Origin of the sequence: Pseudomonas sp. NY15374 (genome assembly GCF_048068255.1) — a bacterium.
GTDB lineage: Bacteria > Pseudomonadota > Gammaproteobacteria > Pseudomonadales > Pseudomonadaceae > Aquipseudomonas > Aquipseudomonas machongensis.
The window spans coordinates 282,731-293,298 of sequence record NZ_JBLUPZ010000009.1 but is presented as its reverse complement, the minus strand read 5'-3'; the positions used below and the strand labels follow the sequence as shown (position 1 = coordinate 293,298).

The 10,568-nt window shown below is 63.1% G+C and carries 12 protein-coding genes; 4 read left to right on the top strand and 8 right to left on the bottom strand.

Annotated elements, in window-relative coordinates; all coding sequences use genetic code 11:
* The coding region (locus tag ACNFHO_RS19930) for a hypothetical protein (RefSeq protein WP_416767137.1) at positions 1-182 on the bottom strand (182 nt) is incomplete at its 3' end.
* A 204-nt stretch (positions 183-386) separates the two neighbouring features.
* On the opposite strand from ACNFHO_RS19930, the gene ACNFHO_RS19925 reads away from it, so the two are divergent.
* On the top strand, positions 387-1,280 hold the full coding sequence (locus ACNFHO_RS19925) for a formate/nitrite transporter family protein (RefSeq protein ID WP_416767136.1): 894 nt from the start codon (positions 387-389) through the stop codon (positions 1,278-1,280).
* A 3-nt stretch (positions 1,281-1,283) separates the two neighbouring features.
* Here the strand turns inward: ACNFHO_RS19925 and ACNFHO_RS19920 are convergent, their stop codons facing one another.
* On the bottom strand, positions 1,284-2,378 hold the full coding sequence (locus ACNFHO_RS19920) for an MBL fold metallo-hydrolase (protein WP_416767135.1): 1,095 nt from the start codon (positions 2,376-2,378) through the stop codon (positions 1,284-1,286).
* Positions 2,379-2,506: 128 nt separating this feature from the next.
* Between ACNFHO_RS19920 and ACNFHO_RS19915 the strand changes: the two genes are divergently transcribed.
* Entirely contained in the window at positions 2,507-3,583 is a 1,077-nt protein-coding gene (locus ACNFHO_RS19915) for a diguanylate cyclase (protein ID WP_172964787.1), read from the top strand.
* Positions 3,584-3,593: 10 nt separating this feature from the next.
* Here ACNFHO_RS19915 and ACNFHO_RS19910 read toward each other — a convergent pair whose 3' ends face one another.
* Together ACNFHO_RS19910 and ACNFHO_RS19905 are read right to left on the bottom strand one after the other, a co-directional pair.
* Entirely contained in the window at positions 3,594-3,914 is a 321-nt protein-coding gene (locus ACNFHO_RS19910) for a DUF2025 family protein (RefSeq protein ID WP_054891734.1), read from the bottom strand.
* A 125-nt stretch (positions 3,915-4,039) separates the two neighbouring features.
* On the bottom strand, positions 4,040-4,960 hold the full coding sequence (locus ACNFHO_RS19905; RefSeq protein WP_416767134.1) for a LysR family transcriptional regulator: 921 nt from the start codon (positions 4,958-4,960) through the stop codon (positions 4,040-4,042).
* A 115-nt stretch (positions 4,961-5,075) separates the two neighbouring features.
* On the opposite strand from ACNFHO_RS19905, the gene ACNFHO_RS19900 reads away from it, so the two are divergent.
* Positions 5,076-5,834 (top strand): SDR family NAD(P)-dependent oxidoreductase, encoded by a 759-nt coding sequence (locus tag ACNFHO_RS19900; protein WP_416767133.1) that lies wholly within the window; start codon positions 5,076-5,078, stop codon positions 5,832-5,834.
* Here ACNFHO_RS19900 and ACNFHO_RS19895 read toward each other — a convergent pair.
* Positions 5,831-6,619 carry a LysR family transcriptional regulator gene (locus ACNFHO_RS19895; protein WP_065863049.1) on the bottom strand — a complete coding sequence of 263 codons (789 nt, stop codon included), beginning with the start codon at positions 6,617-6,619 and terminating at the stop codon, positions 5,831-5,833. The two genes, ACNFHO_RS19900 and ACNFHO_RS19895, sit on opposite strands and share 4 nt — an antisense overlap.
* 101 nt (positions 6,620-6,720) lie before the next feature.
* Here ACNFHO_RS19895 and ACNFHO_RS19890 point away from each other — a divergent pair, with 101 nt between their 5' ends.
* The gene (locus tag ACNFHO_RS19890; protein ID WP_054891860.1) at positions 6,721-7,449 is read left to right on the top strand and encodes an SDR family oxidoreductase; all 729 of its coding nucleotides are present in this window, start codon (positions 6,721-6,723) and stop codon (positions 7,447-7,449) included.
* 48 nt (positions 7,450-7,497) lie between these two features.
* Here the strand turns inward: ACNFHO_RS19890 and ACNFHO_RS19885 are convergent, their stop codons facing one another.
* From ACNFHO_RS19885 to ACNFHO_RS19875, 3 genes are read right to left on the bottom strand one after another with little or no spacing between them, the layout of a single operon-like run.
* Complete coding sequence (locus tag ACNFHO_RS19885; protein WP_054891738.1) at positions 7,498-8,367, bottom strand: HlyD family secretion protein; 870 nt, start codon at positions 8,365-8,367, stop codon at positions 7,498-7,500.
* 11 nt (positions 8,368-8,378) lie between these two features.
* A complete protein-coding gene (locus tag ACNFHO_RS19880) occupies positions 8,379-8,585 on the bottom strand; it encodes a DUF1656 domain-containing protein (protein ID WP_054891739.1) in 207 nt (68 codons plus the stop codon).
* Positions 8,572-10,560, bottom strand: coding sequence for an FUSC family protein (locus ACNFHO_RS19875; protein ID WP_416767132.1), 1,989 nt, complete (start codon positions 10,558-10,560; stop codon positions 8,572-8,574). The genes ACNFHO_RS19880 and ACNFHO_RS19875 overlap by 14 nt, the downstream gene beginning before the upstream one ends.
* Between the last annotated feature and the right edge of the window lie 8 nt (positions 10,561-10,568).

The following is a 10,568-nucleotide window of genomic DNA, read 5'->3' as shown; positions in this document are numbered from 1 at the left end:
GCATGGCCACTTGTGATGCTGATAATCTTGGCGACTATCAGTCCGTACTCACAAGCACCCACACGAATTGCTTGATTCGATTTGTTAAAGAGCGTTTGGTTAAGAGCTTTTCGTCTCAACCGAGGCGCGCATTCTACGCTTTCCTCATTTGCTGTCAAGCGTTTATTTTGAAGTTTTTTCAAACCGCTTTCTTTCAAAAGCCTTCAACGTCAACGACTTACCGACTGCCTCGCTGCGTTCATCGCTGCGAGGAGGCGAATAATACGTGGTTTGAAATCAGAGTCAACACTTTGATCCAAAAAAACTTTTATCCGCCTCCATGAGCTCACCGGCAACTAATCCGAGCGCAATCGATCTGTAGAGAAACATCCCAGGAGCGCGACACGATGAGCAAAGCGCAGAACGAGAAAACCCCGGGCCTGTCGGCAGATGAAGAGCAGGAAGTCAGCCATAACCAGCCACCCCGCGCAGCAGTACTGCACGAGATCATCCGCGCCCAGGGCGATCAGGAACTGGAACGCACCCTGGCAGCCCTGTGGTGGTCGGCACTGGCCGCCGGCCTGACCATGGGCCTGTCGCTGATGGCGATGGGACTGTTCTATGCACGCCTGCCAGACAACGACAGCAGCCAGGTGATTGCCAGCCTCGGCTACGCTGCCGGTTTTCTTGCCGTGATCCTCGCTCGCCAACAGTTGTTCACCGAAAACACCCTGACTGCCGTGCTGCCGGTAATGACCGCCCCTACCCTCGCCAACCTCGGCCGCTTGATACGCCTGTGGACAGTGGTGCTGATGGGCAATCTCGCCGGCACCTTGCTGGTGGCCTGGGTGATGCTCGAGCTGCCGATCTTCGACAGCAAGACCGATGTGGCCTTCCTCGAAATCGGGCGCAAGGTGATGCACAACGATCCGAGCCAGATGTTCGCCAAGGGCATCGTCTCGGGCTGGATGATCGCGACCATGGTCTGGATGATCCCATCCATGGAGAACGCCAAGATCTGGATCATCCTGATGATCACCTACTTGATGGCCCTGGGCGACTTCACCCATATCGTCGTCGGTTCGGTAGAAGTGTCCTATCTGGTCTGGGCCGGAGAGCAGACCTGGCGCAGTTTCTGGCTGGAGTTCGCCCTGCCGACCCTGGCTGGCAACATCATCGGTGGCAGCTTCATCTTCGCCCTCATCAGCCACGCCCAGGTACGCAGCGACAGCGGCAAGCCGCCGTCGAAGCTGCTGGATGATCAAGAACGGTCTTCTATAAAGAAGGACCGTGAAAGCTGATACTCAGCGCACCGCCACTGCACGCTCGGTGCTGTCGCCTCTCTGACGCGAAGGCCTGGGCTGCCACCAGTTCTGCCCTGCATGGGGCGAATCCAGACTAACAAGCTCGCCCATCTGTGGCGTACTCAACGGTACCTGGGCCTGCGCCGCGAGCGCGACGATGCGCTCGAAAGGCTCCTGCCAGCTGTGCAGGGAGAGATCGAACGTTCCGTTGTGGATCGGCAGCATCCAGCGTCCGCGCAGATCCAGGTGCGCTTGCAGGCTCTGCTCAGGCTGCATATGCACATTGGGCCAGGCCAGGTTGTAGGCACCGGTCTCCATCAATGTCAGATCGAAGGGTCCGAAGCGCTCGCCGATTTCGCGAAAGCCTTCGAAATATCCGGTATCACCACTGAAGAACAGGCGCAGCCCTTCATCGATCACCACCCACGACGCCCACAAGGTGCTGTTACTGTCGAACAGGCCGCGCCCAGAAAAGTGCTGCGCCGGTGTGGCGACGAAACGCACGCCTGCGACTTCGGTTTCCTGCCACCAGTCCAGTTGACGCACCTTGTCGCTCGGCACGCCCCACTCGACCAAACGATCGCCCACGCCCAGCGGTGCAAGAAACTGGCCGGTGCTTGGCGCCAGCTGGCGTATGGCCGACTCATCGAGATGATCGAAATGGTCGTGGGACAGAATCACTGCTGCCAGCGGCGGAAGCTGGTCGATTGCCAGCGGCGAAGCGTGGAAGCGCAGCGGGCCGGCCCATTGCACGGGCGAGGCGCGTTCGGCAAATACCGGGTCTGTAATGAAGAAGTGCCCACGCAGTTTTAGCAATACCGTGGAATGGCCCAGACGCCAGAGGCTGTGGTCCGGGGCATCGAGTACCTGCTGGCGGGTCATTGGCTGCAGGCTCGGGGGAATGGCAGGACGTGTTTCGGGAGGTTTGCGCAGCAGCAGATACTTGAGGCCGATGCGCAACTTCTTGAGCACGCCATCCTTGGGCAGCTCGGCCTGGTTGTGAAAACGCCCATCCCTGTAAGGTGCCGGCTCGCCGGCGGGGGAAGCCATGGGGGCCATGAGCAGGAGCACTCCGAGGAGGAACAAAGGCTTCATGCTACCTCACAATGATCGGATCAACCGTGAATTGGCTTGTAAGGTCATTTTTCCGCCGTGAATCATTGTTCAACAATATTCATGCAACTTATGCGATAAACGGCTTCTGCAGAAAAAGAACGATAGACATGATCGACAACAGAAGCGGCAAGGGGCTCTCCTTCGTCAGGCGCATCTATCTGCCGCGGACCATCGGCATGGGCATCGGCCTGTTCAGCGTCATGGCGGCACTTGCCCCGCTGCAACCACCCACCTGGGTGTGGCTGCTGATGCTATTCAACGGCCTGGCCTGGCCGCACCTGGCTTATCAATGGGCGATCCGCTCCCCTGCCCCCTACCGCGCCGAACAGCGCAACCTGTTGCTCGATTCGCTGAGCGGCGGTTTCTGGGCCGCGGCCATTCATTTCAATCCGTTGCCGACCGTGACCATCCTGTCGATGATGACCATGAACAACGTCGCTGCAGGCGGCAAGCGCATGGTACTGCGCGGGTTGCTCGCGCAGCTGACAGGCATGCTGCTGGCCATGGCGCTGTTCGGCCCCGGGCTGCAATTGCAAGCCACGGCATTGCAGGTCTATGCCTGCCTGCCAATGTTGACGCTCTACCCGCTGGCGCTCGGTTGGGTCTGCTATCAATTGGCGATCAAACTGGCCGACCACAAGCGTCGACTGAGCGCCCTGAGCCGCACCGACAGCCTCACCGGGCTGCTCAACCATGGCTCATGGAAAGACTTGCTGCTGCTGAGGTTCCAGATCTGCCACCAGCAGCAGGCCCCGGCCGTGATCGCCCTGATCGACATCGACCATTTCAAGACCATCAATGACACCTTCGGCCACGTGGTCGGCGATTGCGTGCTCCGCCAGCTGAGCCACGAGCTCAAGCGCGTCCTGCGCGACGATGACCTGGCCGGGCGCTACGGCGGTGACGAGTTCTGTCTGATCCTGCCTGCCACCGATCAAGACCAGGCGGGCGTTGCGATGGAGCGCCTGCGTGAGCAGGTCAGCGCCTATCGCAACCCGCAACTGCCGGAATTGCGCATCAGCCTGAGCATAGGCCTCTCGGCCTATCACCCTGGGCTGAAAACGCCCGAGCAGTGGCTTGAAGACGCCGACAAGGCCCTCTACACCGCCAAGCATCAAGGCCGCAACCAGGTCAACGTCGCCCGCAGCGAGGCTGGCCCTCTCAAGCTGGCCTACCCCGACTGAACCTGCTCGCTCAGCGCAGGCTACGCTCGGCGACGATCTCCGGCAGGTCGGTGCGGCGCAGATAGATCCGCAGCGGCTCGCCAATGTTCAGGCGATCGTCCACATGCTGTCGCAGCAACAGTGCCAGACGCTCACGGCAGAGCGCCATGCGCCGCCCCGACTCGGGACGCCAGACGAACTCGCTGCAGGGCGTGATGCTCGCGTCCGCGACATCCATACCGAATGCGTCCTCGGAAAAGCGCACGATATGCGTGCCACGCTTGCCGTGAAAACCGACGAAGCCGTTGAGCTGCTCGGCAGCTGTGCAGATATCCTGGGATGTAATGGCCATGACGTTACCTCGCAAAGAAATCGGAAGGAACGCACGCCAGGCGGGAACGGTTGCCTCTATCGGGCAACGCGCAGATCGTTTGTTGCGCAGCCTAACGCAACCTGCGCCGCCTTCGCCAAGGTTTTTCAGCGAGCGCCGGACACTGCCGGATCGAGCTGATCGGTCAACAGCGCCTCCATCCATCCCATGAACGCCTGTACCCGGCGCGGAACATGCCGCTGGCGCAGGTACAGCATCGTCACCGGCATGGCCCGGGCCTGCCAAGGTTCGAGCACCCGTACCAGATCACCGCGCCGCACGTCCTCGGCAACCCCCGCCGCTGGAACCTGGATCAGCCCCAGGCCGGCCAGGCCCGCGGCCGAATACGCCACGGCATTGTTCACCGTGAGCACACCCCCCATGGGCAGAAAACGCGATTGCCCGTCGACTTCGTACTCGAACCCCGGACTCTGCGCACCGAGCCTGGAGACGTAGTGCACGAGCTGATGCGTCGCCAGATCGTCCAGCGTGTGCGGCACGCCATGCCGGGCAAGGTATTCGGGGCTGGCGCAGTTGCACATGGTCATGCGCCCCAGCGGCCGGGCGGCAACATCCGGGTCACCCAATTCGCCCACCCGCAGTACGCAGTCAAAGCCACCTTGCAGCAGGTCGACACGCTGGTCGGTGCAACTGAGCTCCACTTCCAGGCGCGGATAGCGCAACAGAAAGCCTGAAAGGGCCGGCATCACCACCTTGCGCGCCATCATGGTCGGCATGTCGATACGCAGACGCCCGGCCAGCTCGGCCTCGTCGCTGCGAAACAGGCTCTCGATCTCGTCCATGCCTGACAGCAAATCCTTGCTGCGCTCGTAGAGCAGCAGGCCGTCCTGCGTCGCCTGCACGCGGCGCGTGGTGCGGTTGAGCAGGCGCGTGCCAAGCAAGCGCTCCAGTGCCCGGACCTGCTCCGAGACAGTCGAACGTGGCAAGCCAAGACTCTCACCCGCCAGGGTGAAACTGGACAGTTCACTGACCCTGACAAAGGTACGCAACAATTCCAGCTTGTTCATCGAGCCGCCTTGATAGTTCGAATATGGCGAACAGTATTTCCAAAACAGCAGGATTTAACAGCCTTTTGTCGACCAATAACCTGTGAGCACAGACTCCATCGACGAGGTAATCCACATGACCCGTAAAATCGCTCTGCTCACTGGCGCCAGCCGCGGCCTTGGCCGCAACACCGCCGAACATCTCGCGGCCCGCGGCATCGATGTCATCGGCACCTATCACAGCCGGGCCGACGAAGCCCAGGCCCTGGTCGAGCGCCTGGAACAGGCTGGGGTGCGTGCCGCCATGCTGCAACTGGATGTCAGCGACAGCCAAAGCTTCGCCGACTTCGCCGAACGCCTGGCGCACACCCTTGATCAACGCTTTGCCCGCCGACAGTTCGACTTTTTGGTGAACAACGCCGGTGTCGGCATACATGCACTGTTCAGCGAAACCACCGAGGCGCAGTTCGAGCAATTGCTGAACATCCACCTCAAGGGCCCGTTCTTCCTCACCCAACGCCTGCTTCCGCTACTGGCCGACGAGGGGCGCATCGTCAACATTTCAAGTGGCCTGGCACGCTTCTCGCTGCCCGGTTACTCCGCCTACGCGGCAATGAAGGGCGCCATGGAGGTGCTCACCCGCTACCAGGCCAAGGAGTTGGGTGAGCGCGGCATCCGGGTGAATATCCTGGCGCCGGGCGCCATCGAGACCGATTTCGGGGGTGGCACCGTGCGTGACAATCAGCAGGTCAACGCCTTCGTGGCCAGCAATACTGCCCTGGGCCGCGCCGGCCTGCCCGACGATATCGGCGCAGCCATCGCCCTGTTGCTTGAGGACAGTAATGGCTGGATTACCGGGCAGCGTCTGGAAGTCTCCGGCGGCATGTTCCTCTAACCCAGGCTGCTGCCGCTCAGCGCCTGCTGCAAGCTCGCCAAGGCAGGAATGTCCAGCGCCTGGGCGGCGTAGCACAACCCGACCCGACGCCTCAGCGCCGGGCCGGGCCCTGGTTGCCAGTAGACCCCTGGGTGGCGCTCGGCCAGCGACTGCGGCAACCAGGCCGCGCCCAGTCCGGCGGCGACCAACGCCAACGCCAGTTGCAATGATCCGGCCTGTGCCACCTGCTCACCCTCGCCATACAGCCCCATCAGGCGCTGGTGCGAAGGATGCTGCGGGCAGGTGATCCAGCGACCGTCGGCCTGGCTGCCGGTGGCCATGACCAGGACAAACGACTCTTCCCACAGCGCCAGGAAGAGCTCATCCTCGCAGCGCTCAGCTTCATCGGCCAGCCGCGCATCGCCCTCGCAACCGTCCAGCAACGTCAATTGCAACCCAGGCACAGCCTGAGCCGCAAGACGCACGCATGCTTCGACCTGGGCCGGGGCGATATCGGCCTCGATACCCAACGCGAGCGGGACACGCTCCTGCTCCTGGCGAAAGCGCAGGCGCAGCGCCTCGGCTTCGGCAACCATGCGGCACGCCTGCGGATACAGCGCCCGCGCCTGCTCACTGACGTCCACACCGCGGGCCTGGCGCAGGAACAGGCTGACGCCGAGGTCCTCCTCGAGTTGCCGGATAGTCACTGACAATGTCGGCTGAGCCACGCACAGGCGCTGCGCGGCCAAAGTGATGTTGCGCTCTTCGAACACGGCGATGAACGCCTTGAGATGACGAATATCCATAGATAAAACCGATGTCAGCCAGAGGAATAAGCCGTTTTTCATGGTCTGGATCGATGCTTACAATCCTGGCCATCGAAAACGATTATGCCTTGGAGGCGCTCATGAACAAACCTCTGATCATCATCACCGGCGCCAGCTCCGGTATCGGGGCCGCCACGGCCCAGCAATTCTCGGCCGCAGGTCACCCGCTGCTGCTGATCGCTCGTCGCCTGGAACGTCTCGAAGCATTGGCCCTGCCCAACTGCCTGTGTCGCGCCGTGGACATTCGCGACCGTGCCGCGCTGGTGGCGGCGGTGAACGAAGCCGAAGCCGTGTACGGCCCGGCCGATGCACTGGTGAACAATGCCGGCGTGATGCTGCTGGGCCAGGTGCACGAGCAGGATCCTGAGCAGTGGGACCGGATGATCGACATCAACGTCAAAGGCCTGCTCAACGGCGTGCATGCACTGGCCAGCGGCATGGTCGCGCGTCGAGCCGGCACCCTGATCAACGTCAGCTCCGTCGCCGGGCGCAAGACCTTCCCCAACCATGTCGCCTACGTCGGCACCAAGTTCGCCGTGCATGGCCTGTCGGAAAACCTGCGCGAAGAGCTGGCGCCACACAACGTGCGTGTCGTCACCATCGCGCCGGGCGCAGTTGAGACCGAGCTGCTCGGCCACACCACCGACGAGGGCATCAAGCGCGACTACGAGTCGTGGAAAGCCAATGACATGGGCGGTGTAGTGCTCAAGGCCGAGGATGTGGCCGGGGCGATCGTCTGGGCGTACCAGCAGCCGCAACATGTGTGCATCCGCGAGATCGTCCTGGCAGCCACTGCCCAGCAACCCTGATCGGCAAGCGCCCCCACAGGCACGCTAGGTGCCTGTGGGGGCGCTTGCTCAGCGCTGTACTTCATCCTCCCGAACCTGCACGCTTGCGGTCATCCCGGCGCTGAGATTCACCCCTGCGGGGATCTCGTCCAGCCTGATCCTCACCGGTATCCGCTGCGCCAACCTGACCCAGTTGAAGGTCGGTTCCACCTCCGGCAACAACTGTCCGTCCGGGGTAGAGTTGCGGTCAGTGATGCCCCGGCTGATGCTCTCCACATGCCCATGCATGGCCTCCCCCGCCCCCATCAGCCAGACCTTCACCGGATCCCCGACACGAATGCGCGGCAGCTTGGTTTCCTCGAAATAGGCCTGGATATAGAAGGTCGAGTCGTCCACCAGCGCCATCATCGATTGCCCGGTATTGACGTAGTTGCCTTGGGCCAGTCGCAGGTTGGTGATGTGACCGTCGCGCGGTGCGCGCACTTCGCTACGGGCCAGGTTGATCTTGGCCACCTGCAGTTGCGCTTGCGCCTCGTGCAGTTCACCACGGGCGATGGCAGCGTTGATCTGGGCGTTCTCGCGCAGCTCGGCGCTGATCGCCTCCGGCCCAAGGGCCGTGCGCCGAGCCGCTTCGCGCTCACGCAGGCGCAACTGCTGGGTGCGGGTTTCAGCCACGGCACTGGCCTGGTCGAAAGCCGCCTGGAAGCGCTCGTGATCGATGATCATCAAGACATCGCCGGCCTTCACCGGCTGGTTGTCGTGTACCCGCAGTTCGCGCACCCAGCCGGACACGTCCGGGGCGATCACCACCACATCGGCCCGCACCCGCGCATCGCGCGTCCAGGGGGTAAGCATGTAGTACTGCCAGAGGTGATATCCGGCAAACACAGCAATGGCCACCACGCACAGGGTGACCAGGGTACGTACCGCTGTACGCATGGACTGACTCCTTACAAAGGTCCCAACAGATGTACCACCAACGACAGCACACAGACGAACAACGCCGCATCGAACAGCGCTTCATGCCAGATCCAGCGACCTAGTGGCGTCGCCTGCACCACCCAGCGCAACAGCCCAGTAAGCACCAACGCCATCAACACGTAGATCAGAAACGGGCTGAGCAATACGCCGCCCAGCGCCCACTCACGCAACCCCATGGACTTCCTCCTGCCAACGGCACCACTTGCCCCAGCTCTTCTGCAATTGCAGGACCGCGCCGATAGCCAGGCGCAGCGGGTCGCTCGACGGCTGGCGGCGCAGGGCCTCGATGAACTGTTCGCTGGCGGCATCCAGACGCTGGCCGCGCCCAGGCGCAGGGCCACTGGCCAGAACCGCCTCCAGTTGCTGCAGGTACTGGCGCTCGGCACCGGCCAACGGTACCTGGGCCACCGCCAGGCACATGCGCAGGTGCACCAGTTCGTCACCGATGTCCAAGCCATGCAGGCCATCGTCCCAACGCTTGCGCTCGGCCTCGGGCAACTCGCTGGCATGACGGGCCAACTGCATCAGGCGATCGGCCATGCGTCCACCGAACCAACTGTCGGCGCCCCGCAGGTCGCGATGGGTCAGGCGAACCAGGTCGCTCTGGGTGGCGGCCCTCAGGCGCCGACCCAGCCACTTCGGATGACGCAGCACGACCAACCGAAACGCCAGTACCGCCGCCCCCACACCGATGAGCATGGCCTGGGCGCTGTTGAGCATGCTGGCCACGTCGAAGTGCATGGCGTTCAGAGGCGCCACCAGCACGATGAAATGCAGGCAGTACGAGGTCGCCGTCGGCCCCGTGCGCGGATGGGCCATGCCCAGCGCACCGAAGAACAGCGGTACGCCCATGCCAAGACACAGCAAGGCGAAACTGCTCCATTGTGGCAACAGGATCTGCCCGACGAAAAACGCCACCGGAATCGCCAGCAAGATGCCACGCAGAAAGCTCAAGCCGATCTGCGCGCCGTTCTCGCGGCTGGCGAACAGGCTGCAGACCACGCAGGTCAGTACCAGGCCTCCGGGGGCCGAGGGCCAGGCCGTGGCCAGCCAGAAACTGCTCATGACCAGAAACGCCAACGCACTGCGCGAACCGAACAGCAGCGCCAGCGGCAGGTCGCGATGCGCCGCCAGGCCCAGCGATACGTCCTTGGGCGTTCGCCCCTCCTCTACATCCAGCAGCGCCTGGGTGGCGGCCATGGCGAAGTCCAGCAGCAGGGCCAGGCGCGCCAGGCAGAAATGCTCGGCGGGGCTGATCTGTTCGTCGTGGGCGGCGTCCCAGATACGTTGGCGCAATAACAGAAGGCTGGGCTGATCGGGGTTGGCCAACTGGGTCCGAACCTCCTCCAGCCAAGGCGCCAGGTGCGCCGCTTGCTGTCCGTCGAGCTGACGCCACTGACGACGCACCGAACGCGAAATGCGCAGCAGCACCATCAGCTTCTGGCTCAGGCCACGGATTGCGCGGGCCCGCTGGCGGCCACGACTGCCTTCGAACCAGGCATGTTCACGCTGAACGTCGATGGCGACGATGCGCCCAAGGATGTCCAGCAGCCCCTGGCGCGCCTCGTCTTCACCGCCGAGCATGGCACTGGCGGTCTGCATGCCGTTCTGCCAGGCCTGCCGCGCCTGGCCGCCGAGTTGCTGCTCGACGCGCATCGGCCAGATCAGCGCGCTGGTGGCTGTGGCGCAGACGATGCCCAGGCAGATTTCGGTGCAGCGCGCCACCGCTTGGTCGAACACTTGCAAAGGGTGGTCGATCGCCGGCAACGCGATGATCGCTGCGGTATAGCCCGCCAACACGAAGGCGTACGCCCAGGCACTGCGTAGCTGGGTTGATGCGGCGGTACAGAGCGCCAGCCACAAGGCGAGGGTCAGCAGGAACAACCACGGGGTCTGGGCGAACAGGCCGATGAACACCACCGACATGAACGTCCCGACCAGGGTGCCGGCCAGTCGCGCCAGCCCCTTCTGCACTACCATGCCCGACAGCGGCTGTGCCACGATGAACGCCGTCATCAAGGCCCAGGCCGGTTGCTCCAACCCCCAGCGCAGCGCCAGCCACAGCGCCAGTCCACCGCCCAGCAAGGTCTTGACGGCGAACTTCAGAGCAGGGCTAGTGGGTGCGAACAGGGCCTGGAGGGTGATGGGCACGAAGCGGA

Bases quoted from the DNA above. Each gene is read 5' to 3' on its own strand.
- ACNFHO_RS19895 (WP_065863049.1), bottom strand. From the start codon at position 6,619: ATGGATATTCGTCATCTCAAGGCGTTCATCGCCGTGTTCGAAGAGCGC.
- ACNFHO_RS19905 (WP_416767134.1), bottom strand. From the start codon at position 4,960: ATGAACAAGCTGGAATTGTTGCGTACCTTTGTCAGGGTCAGTGAACTG.
- ACNFHO_RS19915 (WP_172964787.1), top strand. From the start codon at position 2,507: ATGATCGACAACAGAAGCGGCAAGGGGCTCTCCTTCGTCAGGCGCATC.
- ACNFHO_RS19920 (WP_416767135.1), bottom strand. From the start codon at position 2,378: ATGAAGCCTTTGTTCCTCCTCGGAGTGCTCCTGCTCATGGCCCCCATG.
- ACNFHO_RS19900 (WP_416767133.1), top strand. From the start codon at position 5,076: ATGACCCGTAAAATCGCTCTGCTCACTGGCGCCAGCCGCGGCCTTGGC.
- ACNFHO_RS19925 (WP_416767136.1), top strand. From the start codon at position 387: ATGAGCAAAGCGCAGAACGAGAAAACCCCGGGCCTGTCGGCAGATGAA.
- ACNFHO_RS19885 (WP_054891738.1), bottom strand. From the start codon at position 8,367: ATGCGTACAGCGGTACGTACCCTGGTCACCCTGTGCGTGGTGGCCATT.
- ACNFHO_RS19910 (WP_054891734.1), bottom strand. From the start codon at position 3,914: ATGGCCATTACATCCCAGGATATCTGCACAGCTGCCGAGCAGCTCAAC.
- ACNFHO_RS19880 (WP_054891739.1), bottom strand. From the start codon at position 8,585: ATGGGGTTGCGTGAGTGGGCGCTGGGCGGCGTATTGCTCAGCCCGTTT.
- ACNFHO_RS19890 (WP_054891860.1), top strand. From the start codon at position 6,721: ATGAACAAACCTCTGATCATCATCACCGGCGCCAGCTCCGGTATCGGG.